The 14,978-nt window shown below is 53.1% G+C and carries 13 protein-coding genes; 8 read left to right on the plus strand and 5 right to left on the minus strand.

The genetic code is table 11. From position 1 onward, the window contains the following. The first annotated feature begins 72 nt into the window (after positions 1 to 72). Positions 73 to 402: a hypothetical protein gene (locus tag QF010_RS26100; protein WP_429534256.1), complete on the plus strand. Its 330-nt coding sequence runs from the start codon at positions 73 to 75 to the stop codon at positions 400 to 402. Positions 403 to 503: 101 nt separating this feature from the next. Here QF010_RS26100 and QF010_RS26105 read toward each other — a convergent pair whose 3' ends face one another. Beyond that, complete coding sequence (locus QF010_RS26105; protein WP_429534212.1) at positions 504 to 1,220, minus strand: glycosyltransferase family 25 protein; 717 nt, start codon at positions 1,218 to 1,220, stop codon at positions 504 to 506. A 419-nt stretch (positions 1,221 to 1,639) separates the two neighbouring features. Here QF010_RS26105 and QF010_RS26110 point away from each other — a divergent pair, with 419 nt between their 5' ends. Beyond that, on the plus strand, positions 1,640 to 2,293 hold the full coding sequence (locus tag QF010_RS26110) for a peroxiredoxin (protein WP_033056703.1): 654 nt from the start codon (positions 1,640 to 1,642) through the stop codon (positions 2,291 to 2,293). Between the two features lie 3 nt (positions 2,294 to 2,296). On the opposite strand, the gene QF010_RS26115 is transcribed toward QF010_RS26110, so the two are convergent. Beyond that, the gene (locus tag QF010_RS26115) at positions 2,297 to 2,467 is read right to left on the minus strand and encodes a hypothetical protein (protein WP_429534213.1); all 171 of its coding nucleotides are present in this window, start codon (positions 2,465 to 2,467) and stop codon (positions 2,297 to 2,299) included. Positions 2,468 to 2,833: 366 nt separating this feature from the next. On the opposite strand from QF010_RS26115, the gene QF010_RS26120 reads away from it, so the two are divergent. From QF010_RS26120 to QF010_RS26140, 5 genes are all read left to right on the plus strand, one after another. Further along, positions 2,834 to 3,331 (plus strand): hypothetical protein, encoded by a 498-nt coding sequence (locus QF010_RS26120; RefSeq protein ID WP_033056701.1) that lies wholly within the window; start codon positions 2,834 to 2,836, stop codon positions 3,329 to 3,331. Positions 3,332 to 3,791: 460 nt separating this feature from the next. Continuing rightward, positions 3,792 to 4,349, plus strand: a complete 558-nt coding sequence (locus QF010_RS26125) for a polysaccharide biosynthesis/export family protein (protein WP_033056700.1) — start codon at positions 3,792 to 3,794, stop codon at positions 4,347 to 4,349. Positions 4,350 to 4,435: 86 nt separating this feature from the next. Beyond that, a complete protein-coding gene (locus QF010_RS26130; RefSeq protein ID WP_429534214.1) occupies positions 4,436 to 5,491 on the plus strand; it encodes a hypothetical protein in 1,056 nt (351 codons plus the stop codon). Between the two features lie 20 nt (positions 5,492 to 5,511). Further along, complete coding sequence (locus QF010_RS26135) at positions 5,512 to 7,071, plus strand: GumC family protein (protein WP_033056699.1); 1,560 nt, start codon at positions 5,512 to 5,514, stop codon at positions 7,069 to 7,071. A gap of 68 nt (positions 7,072 to 7,139) precedes the next feature. Beyond that, positions 7,140 to 7,871 carry a CpsD/CapB family tyrosine-protein kinase gene (locus QF010_RS26140; protein ID WP_231670535.1) on the plus strand — a complete coding sequence of 244 codons (732 nt, stop codon included), beginning with the start codon at positions 7,140 to 7,142 and terminating at the stop codon, positions 7,869 to 7,871. A gap of 43 nt (positions 7,872 to 7,914) precedes the next feature. Here the strand turns inward: QF010_RS26140 and galE are convergent, their stop codons facing one another. After that, positions 7,915 to 8,892, minus strand: a complete 978-nt coding sequence (galE, locus tag QF010_RS26145; protein WP_033056697.1) for a UDP-glucose 4-epimerase GalE — start codon at positions 8,890 to 8,892, stop codon at positions 7,915 to 7,917. 201 nt (positions 8,893 to 9,093) lie between these two features. On the opposite strand from galE, the gene QF010_RS26150 reads away from it, so the two are divergent. Next, on the plus strand, positions 9,094 to 10,740 hold the full coding sequence (locus QF010_RS26150; RefSeq protein ID WP_033056696.1) for a phosphoethanolamine transferase: 1,647 nt from the start codon (positions 9,094 to 9,096) through the stop codon (positions 10,738 to 10,740). Positions 10,741 to 10,803: 63 nt separating this feature from the next. Here QF010_RS26150 and QF010_RS26155 read toward each other — a convergent pair whose 3' ends face one another. Next, complete coding sequence (locus QF010_RS26155; RefSeq protein WP_033056695.1) at positions 10,804 to 13,425, minus strand: glycoside hydrolase 5 family protein; 2,622 nt, start codon at positions 13,423 to 13,425, stop codon at positions 10,804 to 10,806. A gap of 5 nt (positions 13,426 to 13,430) precedes the next feature. Continuing rightward, positions 13,431 to 14,954: an O-antigen ligase family protein gene (locus QF010_RS26160; protein ID WP_033056694.1), complete on the minus strand. Its 1,524-nt coding sequence runs from the start codon at positions 14,952 to 14,954 to the stop codon at positions 13,431 to 13,433. Positions 14,955 to 14,978 lie beyond the last annotated feature (24 nt).

Consider the following 14,978-nt stretch of genomic DNA (forward strand, 5'->3'; position numbering starts at 1 on the left):
TTTTGCTGGCCCCGAAGTCTGAAAGTTTTGACCAAAATCAATTTACTTTCAGTTAGTTGGGATCGAATGCAAATGCGGAATGTAATGGTTGCGCTGATTTCGTTAGGCCTGGCGAGCGTTGTCGCCTCTGTCCAGGCCAAAGAACTGGCCTCGAATGATCGTTACCTTTGCAGCTGGGGCGCAGGTACCGCGGCGAGAGCCCAGGAACTCAAGCTGTCCGGGGTTTCACTGTATGCAGCGCGGCAGAAGTTACATACCTACAAGTTCAGCAAGCCGTGGATGCACATGATGGCGATGGGCATTACCGAGCAGACCTATGACAGTAATTCGCGAATGAAGCCCGCAGCCCTGCGCGAGAGCTTTTATGAGGAGTGCGTCCGGTACAAGTTGGCACGCAAATGACGAGGGCGGTCCGCCATAATCACCCGGACACGGCTCCTGCGCCGTGTCGGGCTGGTTACGTCAGGCATTGGGTACTTCAGACCTTCCTTAAAGGGAGAAAACTATCGGGTTCTTCTCAGGTTTTTTGCCTTTAACCTCCGGAGCATACCCATTACCGGCCGCAGGAGAGGCACCCTGTCAAAGAGGGAAAGCTCATGCAGGTCCGTCCGCGAGGGCCTTTGATAGCCACAATTCCAGGTGAAATAGTAAGCCAGAATGTCTTTATTCTTATGAATAAGCGTATTGAGAGCCGCGTCATAATGCATCGGACCTCCGTCAGGATGTCCCGGTGGCCGCTCCAGAACCTGGAATAAAAAATCCCTCAATTTCCCAAAGCATTTCCCGTTTACGGCATAGAAATGGGCCAGATGTATTGGCCGGTCGACTGCTTTCCAGGCGGGCAGGTTTGAGTTTTCTTCAAACGGATGCCCAAAATAGACGATGTCCCACTCCATACCTTCCAGAGACTCGATCGCCGCTCTCCCATATTGAGAAATATGTCTGGAAAACTGTATGTCGTCCTCCATGATCAAGATGTTTTTCAAATTCAGGCGCATTGCCTCTTCCAGCACCCCCAGATGACTCAAAAAGCAGCCCCTGACCCCGACGCTCGGGAAGCCATTTCCCTCGCTGGGCGTAACAGCCTCAAAAAAGCCTATTTTTTCATCATCAATGGGGAAGCCGTTGCGATGAAATTCTTCAACTGTTTCTAAACGGCGATCCTTTCTTGACGAGATGTTGATGATTCTTACTCGATCAAAATATTCGATCACATTCATCTGTCAGGTCCTTAGGGCAGACAATCAGGGCAGTTGGATTGGGGAATCCGCAGAATTCGGAAAAAATCGTACGGTAAGTACTGCCGACAGGAGGCACTCCCTTACGTCTTCTGGGTTGTATTCGATTGAAGTACACCTCATCAACCAGGCGTCAGGCGGTTCACTCGCGCAGCGTCATAGCAGGGCCACTTTCTGCTTTGCCTGACGGCTCGGCGTCAACTTCCATGAACTCAACCTGACAGGCTGAATGCTTGGCGATTTTGTCCGTTTCTCTATCGACCCCGGTTTGCAGTATAGGCAGCATTTCGGGCTGAAGTTTTAGTCTCGTAAATCGGCGTGCTGCACCAGTAAGTCTTCAAGGTCTCCTATACTGAATCGTTCCGATTGTTTCCCTACCCTGCACAGCGAGGAGAACGCACATGACCATTCGTATTGGCGACGAAGCACCGGATTTCACCGCCGAAACCACCGAAGGCACGCTCCATTTCCACGAATGGATTGGCGACAAGTGGGCCATCCTGTTCTCACATCCGAAGGACTTCACCCCGGTCTGCACCACTGAACTCGGTTATATGGCCGGGCTCAAGCCGGAGTTCGACAAACGCAACACCAAGATTGTCGGCCTCAGCGTCGACCCGGTCGGTAACCATCAGACCTGGGCCAAAGACATCGAAGAAACCCAGGGCCATGCGGTCAACTACCCCATGATCGGCGACGAGAATCTGGTGGTGGCCAAGCTCTACGACATGATTCACCCGAACGCCAGTGGCGGCGCTCGTACTGCCGTGGACAACGCCACGGTACGTTCAGTGTTCATTGTCGGCCCGGATAAAAAGATCAAGGCGATGCTGGTCTACCCGATGAGTGCCGGGCGCAACTTCGATGAAGTGTTACGGCTGCTCGATGCTATCCAGTTAAACGCCAAGCACACGGTTGCCACGCCGGTGAACTGGCGTCCGGGTGAGGACGTGATCATTCCTACGTCGGTATCCGACGACGATGCGAGGAAGAAGTACCCGGATGGCTTCACGACGGTGAAACCTTATTTGCGTACGGTGGCGCAACCGAAGTAATGGTCAGTCATTCACCCTGTCTTCAATCGCGATGCCTTTTACGCGCATTGCATTGATCTGCTCGGCGCGGGTGCCAGGGAGGTTGAGCATGGCTCCCTGGTGCAGCGCCGAGACTTCTACAGTGTTCAGGAAAGGGAATGCACGGGGAGCCTTTACTTGGCATGCTGTCTTCATGCGTCAAAAACTCTCGTCAGCCGGGTACTTTCAGAAAACTGCCGATAAACCCCGCCTTTACAGGCGTCGTCGGCGACCATTGCCCTGGTGCGTCGTTACCCGGTGCAAGGCGCTGCTCCGGGTCGTGGGCTAGCATATTGATGTGGGCTGACGCCCATGCGTGAAGCTGTTTCGCATGGATAGAAACCACCGGACTGACGTGCTTGTTGTGGCGTTATTTTGACGCCATCCTCCCTAAAATTAAATTTCGATTTATTATTGTGACGAGCTATTGACGTAATGGCGATGTGCTTATAGGCTCAATTTAGCCGATATAGATTCCTTCAACCGACAAAAGAATAACCCCCTACGCAAGGAGGCGGTGTTATGCGCTCAACACTTGTCATTAAATTCGTGTTGTTGTCTGTGATCCTGAATGGTGCGGTCGTTGCTAGTGCTCAGGCGACCAGTTTGTCCTATGAATTTGGCCGTATAAGCAGCGCTTGCGATGAGTTAGGGTCTCAACTTTGTACAGCTCTCAAAGAGCACGCGGGTGGCGCCCTGCTTACTTTTGGAAAGGGCCTTGGCTTACCTTCATTGATCACTGATATTTACGTGGATGATGCCCATTCTGCGAAAGTTAACAGTGTCATTCATCAGGCTGACTCAAGCGTGAATGTGTCCGTCAATTCTTCTTCGCGTGACGGATTAATGGCGGCGGTTGACAATAAACAGTTCAAGATTGATTCATCTCTCCAGGAAAAAAGTCTGGTGGGGGTATCGGATATCAACCAACCTAATGCAGTACCGCTTTCTGCGGCGGCATGGTTATTTTCTTCCGCGTTGTTTGGTTTTATTGTGGTCGCCAACCGACGGAAGATATAGGTAGTGGTTAGCAGTTTTTGGCAATAAGGGTTGTTTAGACAGTTACTCTGGTTGCTGGGTAAACACTCAGCTTTATATGTTGTTTTTGCGGACGATGTTTGTCTTGCAGTGATGCTTTGTTTGTAATTGTTGATATCAGTTAGTTGTCCTGGCAAACGCAGTCATCGTCAGGTTGACAGTGTCGCAGTTGAGCCAGTTTAAACGGGTATGGTGTGATTAATATTGGCGCGGAATACATAGGGGGTGATTTTCTTGTTCCAACCTGTTGTTAAATAACACTATTTTTCTGTTTTGCACTAGCGTTCCGGTTTCGGGTGTGTGGTATGGGCGGAATTGACCGCCCGGACGCTCAAGATGATTGCTGTTTAGTCGTTTCTTTGGCGTGAAATAGGCTAGAGTGATTTGACTAGGTTTTTTTGTTCTAAACTCCTTGCATGGCTACTGAGACGGAGGGATCCCGATGTTCCGTTCATTGATACCTGTGCTTTGCGCGCTGGCTGTTTGGCCCAGCATTTCCAGTGCCGTCGAAAACGACCCGACTTACCGGCTGAGTCCGGGAGATAACCTGTCTGTTTCCGTGTGGGGCGAAGACAAGCTCAAGCAGGATGTGCGCGTGCTTCCTGATGGCAGCATTACTTTCCCGCTGGCAGGGCAAGTCAATGTTGCGGGGCTTGATGCCACCGCTGTCGCGAAGCAAATCGCTGCCAAGCTTGAGGCTTTCATACCTGATCCGCAGGTGAGCGTAGTCGTCACCGGCACCGAAGGTAATCTCGTCTACGTTCAGGGCAAAGTGCTGAAGCCGGGCACCGTGCATATGTCAGGTCAAACGTCAGTGCTGCAGGTAATAAGCATGGCGGGCGGGCTCGACAAATTCGCCGATAAAGACGACATTAAGGTCGTTCGGCTCAATGGAGCTAGACAAGAGATCCTGCGCGTCGACTACAGCGAGTTGATGTCAGGGAAAGACATGACCACCAATTTTCTACTTAAAGCCGGCGACACGCTGGTCGTGCCTTAGCCTTGCGCGAGGCACTAAGGATTACTTTGCTTGGATTTCGAACTACCGGGGTTGCGACGGCAATCCTGGCTTTGTCGTGTTCGGACATGGCCTATGCTGCTACTTGGCAATCAGCAATAGCAGTGCCTACGACGGTCGAGTACGACAGCAACCCACTGCTGCTCACGAGTGATGAGAAAGGGGTGACCCGTACGATCATCGCCCCCGATTACAGCCTCGTGGGTACTTCCGGACGGGATGAGTTCCAGTTCGGTCTCGGGGTAAATGTCGTGCGCTCGTCGGATACGTCCGTCGTTTCGGACCGTGAAGATCCCAGATTGAGATTAGGCTGGCAACGCGAGACCGAAACGGGTGCTTTTGGACTCACGGCGAGATATGAAGAAAACTCTACGCTTTCCACGGTGGTTCAGGAAACCGGCGTAGTTGCCTCCGATGGCACGCAAAAGATGTATGTGGTGGGCGGCAACTGGAGCACGGCTCTCAGCGAGCGAAGCACCCTGGTGAACGAGACTGACTACACTCATGTCACTTACGACATTAATACACTGACCAACTATGACGAACTGGCGACCCGCTTCAGCTGGAACTATGCATGGAGTGAGCAGGTCGAGCTGTTCACCCGTCTTGGCGTGAGGCGCTATGAGCCGGAGAAGGGATCTGGGGTGGCTTCCTCAAACAGCTACACTCCCACGGTCGGCATGAATGTCCAGCTCTCCGAGCGGTTTAAGGGGACGGCCTACGTGGGTCTTAACCAAGTCTCCGGCACAGGTAGCGGGCCCAAAGGCCAGGGCGGTTTATTGTTGCAATATGCCGGTGAGCGTATTGATACCAGCATCGACGCCAGTCGTAGCACTCTGGCCAGCGGGGACGGTGGTTTCGTCGAGGTTGATGCCCTGAGGGGAACATGGAGCTATGCCATCGACGAGACCCGGCGCACCGGTTTCGATGCCTCCTGGCAAGACGCCAAAGGCCGGACGCCTAATACCCTGAAAAATTACAGTGCCTGGTTTAGCCAAGAACTCTCGCCTTTTTGGATTGCACGCCTATCCTACACATACAAACAACGCCAGCAAGATGGCTTGCCGGATGCCACTGCAAACGTCGTCGGGCTGATGCTGACTTATAGTTATCCCGGTCTCTGACATTCAGCTGTGTGAGAAATATGGCCTCTGAATACGAAATGTCGTTCAACGACTACCTAGCTATCATCAAGCACCACGCCCTGCTGTTGATCCTGAGTTTCGTGGTCATACTCGGCGTGTGCATAGCGGTAGCGATTTCTCTCCCGCCTACCTATGAGTCATCCGGCACGATTCTGGTGGAGTCTCAGCAGATTTCGCCAGACCTGGTGTCAGCCAACAACAATACCTTTGCTGATGAGCGTATCGAAGTCATTCGCCAGCGCGTGATGACCCGTGAACATCTGGAAGGGATCATCAACAAATACAATCTTTTCGCTTCGCAAAGTCGGCAACTGAGCGTTACCGAGAAGATCGAAGAAATGCGCAATGCGATTGTGGTCTCCCTGGTCAGCGCTGCCGTCAAGGGGCGCGGAGAGGTGACGATTGCTTTCCGTCTTTCCTTTGAACACAGGGAGCCAGAGATTGCGAACAAAGTTGCCAAAGAACTGGTGACGCTGTTTCTGGATGAAAACATCAAGCAGCGCACCGAACGCGCCAGTGAAACGACAGAGTTCCTGACGCAGGAGGCGGACAAGCTCAGGGTGGAACTGGAAGCCCTTGAGAACCGGTTGGCGGACTTCAAGCAGGCACACAGCAACGCGCTGCCCGAGCATCAGGAGCTGCGCATGAATATGTTGACGCGCGCCGAAACCGAGCTTAAAGAGGTCGACCGTGACTACAAAACTGCCCGTGAGGAGTTGCGCTTCAATGAGTTGGAGCTTTCCGCCGCGAATGCCGGGCTAGCGACCAAACCTGGAGCACCCGGTGCGGCAGCTGATAAACCACAGGATCTGGCTAGCCTCAAAGCGGAGTACACCCGGTTGCAGTCGCTGTATACGCAAGCCCACCCTGACGTGCGTGCCGTCAAACGCAAAATTGCTGCACTTGAGGCTGGCAAAGGTGCTGATGGTGCAGCGTCGGTCAACCTGGACATTGCCAAGGCCCAGGCGCGGATCTCCGCAGCAGAAGCACGTATCAAGTCGCTGGCGGATCAAAAGCAGCAAATACTCAGCAAAATAGCCGAATACGAGGCACAAATTCTTGAGACGCCGCAAGTCGAGCGCGGCTTGGTCACGGTGATGCGTGACCATGATAATGCTCGTAAAAAATATGAGGAGATTCGCACGAAGGAAATGAGTGCGAAAATTTCCGAAAGCCTGGAGCAGGAAAACAAAGCCGAGCGTTTTGTGCTTCTGGAGTCACCGCTGATGCCCGAGAAGCCGGTACGGCCGAACCGTAAAAAAGTGGTTGCCATGGGATTCTTGCTTGCCCCGGTAGGTGCTGGCGCGCTGGTGATGCTCATCGAGATGATGAGTCAGCGTGTGCGCGGTGCCCAGGCCTTGGCCAGCGTGCTGGGTAGACGCGTATTGGTTTCCATTCCCTACATTCACACCAAGGCTGAACTGGCACGCCGCAGGAAGTGGCGAATGCTATTGATCGTCTGTGGGGTCGCGACTATCGCGATCTTTCTGGTGCTCCTGCACTTCCTCTACATGCCTCTGGATCTTCTGATGTTTAAAGCTCTGGGCCGGTTTGCATAAGGAATATAGCCATGGAAATGTTCAATCCCGATACCGAAAAAGCCGAGCAACAGACCTCGTCAAAAGCCATGACACCGACCGTGCAGTCCACAGGTCTGAATGCTCTCAGTTATGTGCAAACCAAAGTTGTACCTTTGCGACCCGATCACCTTGAGCGCCACCGCATTGTGGCTTACAACAAAAATTCGAATATGGGCGGGGCATTCGATCTACTGCGTACACAAGTGCTGAAAATCATGGAAGAAAATGGCTGGCGCACGCTCGCCATCACCTCGCCGACTCCAGAGGCAGGCAAGACGGTGTTGGCTATAAACCTGGCAATGAGTATCGCGCATCACACGACCAAGACGGCGTTACTGGTGGACTTCGACTTGCGTCGTCCGAAGGTGGGTGAGTATCTGGGTCTGCCGATGGATAAATCGCTTAATGAATTGTTGGCCGATGAAGCTGAACTGCAAGAAGTACTGGTCAATCCGACCTTGCCGCGCTTTGTGGTCCTGCCGACGCGTGAGCCGATTCCTCTTTCCACCGAGGTGTTGTCATCGCCTGCAGTGAGCCATTTGATTGCTGATCTGCGCGAGCGCTACAACTCACGCATCGTGATTTTCGACTTGCCGCCGCTGTTGAGTTCGGATGATGTGATTAACGTCCTGCCCAGGTTCGACTGCGTCCTGCTCGTTGTCGCTAATGGATTGAACAGCAAGAAAGAGATCGAGGAAAGCCTGCATCATCTTGGGACAGCCAACCTGATTGGCACGGTGTTGAACAAAGCCGAGCCCGAAAACCGCTCCTACTACTAGAGCATCCCCGCAGGAGATCGGCGCTATTGGCTAGCGCCGACAGTCAGTGCCAAGGGTACTTCTGCTCCCAGCTCCAGGCGTGCGCCACTATCTGTTCAAGTGAGCCAAATTGCGGCTGCCAGCCAAGTAATGTGTTGGCCCTGCGGGGATCGGCCACAAGGCGTGGTGGATCGCCCGCGCGACGTGGCGCTTCACTGACAGAGATATCCTGGCCGGTCACGTAGCGCGCCGTATCTATGACTTGCTGTACTGAGAAACCTTGACCGTTACCGAGGTTGAACGCCGTGCTTGCACCTCCTGCCAACAGATAATCCACAGCAAGCGCGTGAGCGGCAACGAGGTCGACAACGTGGACGTAGTCGCGAATGCAAGTGCCGTCAGGCGTGTCGTAATCACGGCCATAGACAGTGATGGTTGCGCGCCGTCCGGAGGCGGCTTGCAGGATCAGGGGCAGCAGGTGGGTTTCCGGTTCATGGCGTTCACCCAGCTGTCCCTCAGGGTCTGCTCCGGCGGCGTTGAAGTAGCGCAGGCAGACCGATTTCAGCCCGTATGCGCGGTCGAAATCTTCAAGCATCTGCTCCACCATCCACTTGCTGCGACCATAAGGGTTGATCGCGGCCTTGGGATGCTTCTCGTCGATAGGCACATACACCGGGTCACCGTAGACGGCGGCGGTCGAGGAAAAAATGAAGTTTTTGACTCCGGCGCGAACCATCGCCTGGAGCAGCGTCAGGGTGGCGGCGACATTGTTTTGATAGTACTTGGCAGGTTCAGCGACGGATTCGCCCACCTGTATAAAGGAGGCGAAGTGGAACACGGCATCGAAGTGGTGTCCCGCAAACAGGGCGTCCAGCGCCTGTTCGTCGGCTATGTCCAGTTCGATCAATGTCCCGCCCCTCAACGCGCTGCGATAACCCGTTGAGAAATTGTCTGCCACCACCAGTTCGTGACCTGCACTCAGTAGCTGTTTCAACATGTGCGAGCCGATATAACCCGCGCCACCCACCACCAAAAATTTCATCCTGATCTCCGATTTCCTGGGCACTAGTGCTGTGCAAGCGCAGATTGCAACGACAACGCGATCCACCTGACCATTAATAGCTGAGGCTCACTACGTTTGGAACGCCAAAGGAGAGAATATTTCGAACACGATACGGCGAGCGCGCCAATTGGAGCTACCCTCTGAGGAGGCATATGGGTAACCTGCGAGAATAATTATCAAATGAAAAACTCTGCCAAAGTTATCGATTACTCATTAAAAATATTTAAAGCAGAATGGCCAAATTTAGTGTTGTGGTCATTTCTGTTGTCGCCGTTGATTGTTAGAACGCTAACAAACTATCAATACTCTAAAATTGATTTGTTGGTTGTTTACACCCTTGGCATGTCAGTGTTGTGGCTGTTGGCAATTAGATTCATTTCATCCAATCAATTCAAGGTTCACCTCATTCTGTTGCCGTTCTATTTGGCAGCAGCCATTGATCTGTTTTTGGTTTTGAATTTCAACTCGAGACTAACAGCTGCTTATATATTTATTGGCTTGACAAACTTTCAGGAGGCCAGCGAATTTCTACCGACCTATTGGCAGCCCATCAGTATCGTTTTGGTGATTTTAATATTTTGCTATGGGGCTGGATTAATCGGCCTGCATAAGCGCGAATTATATAAAAACAAAGGTGTTTTTGTTTTGGTTATCAGCGCCTTGGTAGTGGGGTATGGGGCGTATTTTTATAAAACCGTCAAGCTTAATTCTTTCGGGAAATCTGCAGTCATGGATCTCCTGGCAAAAGATCAAAGCACGCCAGCAGGTTATTTGTCGCAAATTACCCTTACTGCAAATTTGTATATGGGGACGGGGGAGCTTATCAAGCGCCGTCGGGAATCTGAGGTAAAAATAACCAGCCTGTCGAATCAATCAAATATAGAAACCATTGTTTTTGTCATCGGTGAGTCGTCACGGCCGCAGAACTGGTCCCTCTACGGCTATAACAAGGAAACCACGCCGAATCTCGGTAAGCAGGCGGGGCTTTTCAAGTTTAATCAGATCTGCACGACAGCCCCCTATACCTCCTATGCGGTTCCTTCAATGCTGAGCCTTGAGCCTATATCGGATTGGGACGCCATTGCGTCAACCAAATCATTGGTGGGTATCTATCGGGCAGCCGGGTACATGACCTATTGGTTGTCTGTACAGGAGGTTGATAGTTTTGGTGGAATAATTCCACAAATAGCTGCAGAGGCACAGTACCGTCAATATTTTGAGAGAAGCTATGATGGAGCAATGATTTCAGAGTATGAAAAAATACTCAATAAAAGCGGTACAGAAAAGAAAGCCATATTCATTCATGTCAAAGGTAGTCATTTCGAATACTCACGCCGATATCCAGAAAATTTCGATAAGTTCAAGCCGTCTACAGACAGCTTCAAAGACAAAATCACCGCAGAATATGATAATAGTATTTTGTATACGGACTGGCTGTTAAGCACGATTATTGAACAATTGAAGTCAAGCAAGAAGCCATCTGTTTTGTTTTATTCGTCGGATCACGGTGAAAACATGATGGATGACAGTCGAGGGCTCTTGGGGCATGGGATTGGCAATAAATATGACCTCCCGGTTTCGGCATTTATCTGGGCATCCGATAATGTTTCAAGCCCGCAAGCGCTTAAGCTTTTAAAGCTGAAGGAAAGAGAAAGTCAGAAAATCAGCGTATCGTCCTTGCCGCATACGCTTTTAAATATCACAGGGGTCTTCACGAACAAGTACAAAAGTTCGGATGATTTATTAAGTGATGATTTTGTATCGTCGAAGTGTCCACATCTGCTCGGCGCAGGCTATGTTCCAACGTTTGATTTTGACGCCCTTTAAAGAGCCTCGCGGAACAACGCCGCAAGGCGTTGTTCCATCAAGTTGAGGTCGGCTGCGCATCGCCTAAGGTTGTGCTGGCGTGACACCTTTTTTCAAAAACAACCAGTTCGACGCCTGCAAGCCATCGAACTTGATGGTATAGCGGCCATCAAGGTAGGTCGCGGGAAGCTTCTTCATTTGCCCCAGAATGCCGTGGGTGAACAGTGTCAAGCCTTGCGGCGCCTGGATGGTTAGCGTGCCCTCGAGGGGCTCAACGTAAAAAGGTATTTTGTCGACGTCCTGGGGGATGGCACGGGTGCCTAACGAAATCAGTAAATCCTGCGATCGGCTCAAAGGCGCGTCGTCCAGACTTTGCACCACCACACTGGCGTTGGCGGTCTTCACTTGAACCTGAATGTTGCCTAGGCTGATCGATTCGCCGCCGATCCAGCCGGTAGCGGCCTGGGTACGCGCTGTGTTGATGGTGTAGATGCCTTGTTTCCAGTTGCGCTTCAGCTCACCCGTGTCTGTCGTGGACTCGCTGGCATTGGCGTCCAGCAGCGACTGGTCAGGGTCATGAAATTGCTGTGCATTGCCTGGGATAACGCTCTGTTGCAACCAGGGCAATTCCGGTGTCTGTGGCATAGCGATTTCCAGCTTGCCTTTCTCCATGGCTGTGCGCAGTAGAGCAGAGTTGGCCGGTGTGATCATTTGGTTGAACAGGGTGCCTGGCGTCGGCGCGAAGACGTAGGTCGTTGTTGCTTCGCGAACGTCTGCACGGCGATAAAGCAAGGCGGCGGCGGGCAGGGTGGCCAGCATTGCAGGGTCGTTATAGGCGTGCCAGTTGTTGGCACTCATCCCTTGGGCCCCTAGTGGCTCCTGGCTGTAGGCATATTGCATCAGTGCATCCCAGCCCTGATGGCGGGCGGTACCGGCGATATAGAGTGGCAACGAGTGACGGTCTGGTATCGGGAAGGGCTCATTGTTCCACTCGGTCACGGTCAAGGGTTTACCAATGACCTGGCCGGCGGCAATCCAATTCACTATGCCGTCGCTGTAAAGCGGGTTTTTCTCTATCTGTCCCGAGCCCCCGTAGCTATGGACATCGATTACGTCGCCGGCAGTAAGGGCCGGCAGGGAGTTCAGACCGTTGCGGCCCCAGCTACTTGTCGTGGCGATGGGGACCTTCACGCCTATTCCACGCAGGTGTTGAATCATGTCGACGTTGAAACGTCGCTCCAGATCGTTGAGGAACAGCTTGGAGGGGCCTGGCTCCCAGGAACGCCAGGTCTGGTCTGCAGATAGATTGTGCTGCTTGGCAAAGGCCTCGGCCTCGGCCATGTAGACGCGGTTGTGCTTCGGCAGATTCTTGTCTGGCAACAGAGCGTTGGCAAAGTGGTTGGTGACGTCGTTTTCGTTGGTAATCAGTACGGCGGCGATCGCCGGGTCGTCTTTATAGGCGAGACCGGTATAGCTGTTTACATGAGTCATGTAGGCTTCGGCAAAGCGCTTCATGGCTTTCTGAATGGTGAGATTCACATAGGAATAGCCTTTGAGATAGGTGAAATTTCCCGATTCTTTTGGCAATTCATCGAAGCCAAAAATGTTGTCGTTTTCAGTAAAGACTCGCTGGACGTGCAGATCGAGCCACACATAAATGCCTTCGTCTTTCAGGCACTTGATCCACCAGTCGATTTTTTTCAGCGATTCCGGGCTCAGTTGCTGGGTGCTGCGCGTGACCCTGCCGTCGCCAAAGACGTTCGGGAAGACCCATGGCGAGTCATGGTGGTGCAGTCGAACAAGGTTGAAGCCCAGTGCCGACAGGCGTTTGGCCTGCAGCTTGATTGCATCGTCTGACGTTTGGAACAGCGAGTAGGCCGAAAGGTTGGTGCCCCAGAAACGCGCCTCAGTGTTGTCCGCAAATAGCAATTGCTCGCCGGAGGCTTTGATGAAGCCGCGCTTGCCTGCCGGTTTTTCCTGAGCGTTGAGAAAGGACAGGTCGACCGGCGAGGTTTTCCAGTCAAGCTTGTCTGTCGGCCAGCTCTTTGGGTCCGACAACCCGAAGCGCTCGGTAGTGGTTGGGCCGATCGCCACATCGCCAGAAACGGTCAAGGTGGCGGTGAAATCCAGGCGGCCAGGTTTGATCGTGTTCTTGAAGAAAAAAGCACGCACCTCGGATTTACTGCCCGGTTCAAGGTACACACTCGCCAGCGCGGGCTCGAAGCGCATCTCGATGCGTCGCCCTTGTGCATTGCCCCAGGTCCAGCCGCGGTTGTCGGGTAGCAAAGTGGGCTCGCCCATTTCTCCAGCAAACAGAGCAGGGTCGAATTCGAAAACGATGCCGCCACCTGAAATGCCCGACTTCCCGCTGTGTGCATCCACGGCAAAGTTCCAGGTCAGCTTTTGCTCGCCTTGCTTCTGAATCTGCGCAGCCAAGTCGAAATCCAGCGCTTTGTTTTTACCGGCAAGGGAGTATCGATAAGGTGTATTGACCTTGAATTCGGTCTGCAAATACGTCCAGTCCCAGTTGCGCCCAAAGAACGAGAATGTCGTAGCAATTGCCGGACTGCCTCCACGCTCCAGCATGGGCAGGCCGTTGCGCTCATCGACACTGATGACCCAGTCCGACGCCCAGGTACGAAACGGCCAAATAGCAAAAAACAGCAGCAGGATCAGTATCCGTGGGCGGCGAAACAACTGGATCATGGGGTCTACCTGAGTTGGAGGTGGGCGCTCGCCGTGACGGCCGTCGAGGTCTGCTTGAGCCTGCGTGCCATCTGAGCGTAGGCGACGCCTAGCCCAGCCACCGACCAATACACCACGGGGATGACCGTGATACTGCTAACGGTAACGATGGTGATCAGGATCCCGGCCAGTGTCGCCAGAAGTGCACGTCCGAGTCGGCGTGCCTCATCGTCTTGGTTGGGGAACGAACGCATCCCCTTGCGGATGCCCTGCAGGACAGTGGCGAAAAAAACCACGAAAAGCGTCAAGCCAATCAAACCGAACGACAGCGCGATGCCGATATAGGTGTTCACGATATCGATGATTCCCTGGCCCTGAATCATGGACTGCATTTCCGGCGTGTTGCGGAAATTGAAAGAGCCCAGCCAAGGGTTGCGCTGGATGACGATCACGGCGTTGTCAATCAAGCGCTGCCGGTAGGTGATATTTTCCACTTCCACCGTGCCGATAAACGGTAGCAGATCAAGGACTTTTTGCCCGCCCGGCACGATGGCCAGCAAGGGAAGGGCGAGCGCACCGGCGGCGCCCAGCAGCATCAGGCGTTTGATCGCTTTACGACCGGTGCCGATGAACACGACGATGATCACGGCTGCACCGATCCAGGGGCCACGCGACAACGGCGCGAACAAACCACCGGCGAGCAACAGTGCGCCGAGGCTGCGCTGCAATTTGCTACGTACAGCCTCCTGCAAGTACAGGTAAAAGCCGATGGCCACGCTGATGACAAAGCCCAGCGCAATGGCCTGGCCGGTCGTGGCGCTGGCGCGCAATGAGCCACCACGACTCAAGTAGCCGGGATCCCATTGCATGCCCATGGCGTAGACAACCGCGCTGTACATCAGCCAGTGCTTGGAATATTCGAAGAGACCTATAAGCGACAACAGCATGGCGGCGAGTACAAAACCGAACAGCGCGTCCTTGAAGTCGCTGAGGTTCTTCAACGCCCGGCTGGCAACGTAGTAAGGCAAAAAAACTTCGAGGAACAGGTAGAGCATTTGGCGCAAGGTGTCAGTGACGGTGGTTTCTCGCAGGAAAAGCAGGCTCGTCAGCAGGAGGTAGGCGGCTAACAGTTTGTCAGGCCAGGTGCGCCCGAAAGGGACCGTGTCGGCGCGTTTGCGCAGAACCAAAAAAGCCGGAAGCAACACACACAGTGCCAGCAGACGAATATGGTTAAGGGCAAAAAAATAGTTGATCAGGCCGAAGCCCGGAATCTCCGCGGTGGACGGCGGGATAAGAAACACCAGAAGGAAAAATAGCGCCACGGGATTGCGTTCGCGATTTCGTGCGAAGGTCAAAACGATCGCGGCAATGCCTGCGTACACCCAGAAACTGTGCGAAAAAAATGCCAGTAGCGTCAAGACGAACCACAGATTGCGCCGACGAGTGAAATCACGGTCGGGAATCAGATCTGCTGCTGGTCGACGTGCCATGGCAAAAACGACAACAGCAAGGACCAGAATGACGATTAACGCTCGGAAGTGCTCAGGCATGGATGATTGGACTTATTGATTGAT

Source organism: Pseudomonas silensiensis, assembly GCF_050434865.1.
Taxonomy (GTDB): Bacteria; Pseudomonadota; Gammaproteobacteria; order Pseudomonadales; family Pseudomonadaceae; genus Aquipseudomonas; species Aquipseudomonas fluorescens_W.

Bases quoted from the DNA above. Each gene is read 5' to 3' on its own strand.
- QF010_RS26100 (WP_429534256.1), top strand. From the start codon at position 73: ATGCGGAATGTAATGGTTGCGCTGATTTCGTTAGGCCTGGCGAGCGTT.
- QF010_RS26105 (WP_429534212.1), bottom strand. From the start codon at position 1,220: ATGAATGTGATCGAATATTTTGATCGAGTAAGAATCATCAACATCTCG.
- QF010_RS26110 (WP_033056703.1), top strand. From the start codon at position 1,640: ATGACCATTCGTATTGGCGACGAAGCACCGGATTTCACCGCCGAAACC.
- QF010_RS26115 (WP_429534213.1), bottom strand. From the start codon at position 2,467: ATGAAGACAGCATGCCAAGTAAAGGCTCCCCGTGCATTCCCTTTCCTG.
- QF010_RS26120 (WP_033056701.1), top strand. From the start codon at position 2,834: ATGCGCTCAACACTTGTCATTAAATTCGTGTTGTTGTCTGTGATCCTG.
- QF010_RS26125 (WP_033056700.1), top strand. From the start codon at position 3,792: ATGTTCCGTTCATTGATACCTGTGCTTTGCGCGCTGGCTGTTTGGCCC.
- QF010_RS26130 (WP_429534214.1), top strand. From the start codon at position 4,436: ATGGCCTATGCTGCTACTTGGCAATCAGCAATAGCAGTGCCTACGACG.
- QF010_RS26135 (WP_033056699.1), top strand. From the start codon at position 5,512: ATGGCCTCTGAATACGAAATGTCGTTCAACGACTACCTAGCTATCATC.
- QF010_RS26140 (WP_231670535.1), top strand. From the start codon at position 7,140: ATGACACCGACCGTGCAGTCCACAGGTCTGAATGCTCTCAGTTATGTG.
- galE (WP_033056697.1), bottom strand. From the start codon at position 8,892: ATGAAATTTTTGGTGGTGGGTGGCGCGGGTTATATCGGCTCGCACATG.
- QF010_RS26150 (WP_033056696.1), top strand. From the start codon at position 9,094: ATGAAAAACTCTGCCAAAGTTATCGATTACTCATTAAAAATATTTAAA.
- QF010_RS26155 (WP_033056695.1), bottom strand. From the start codon at position 13,425: ATGATCCAGTTGTTTCGCCGCCCACGGATACTGATCCTGCTGCTGTTT.
- QF010_RS26160 (WP_033056694.1), bottom strand. From the start codon at position 14,954: ATGCCTGAGCACTTCCGAGCGTTAATCGTCATTCTGGTCCTTGCTGTT.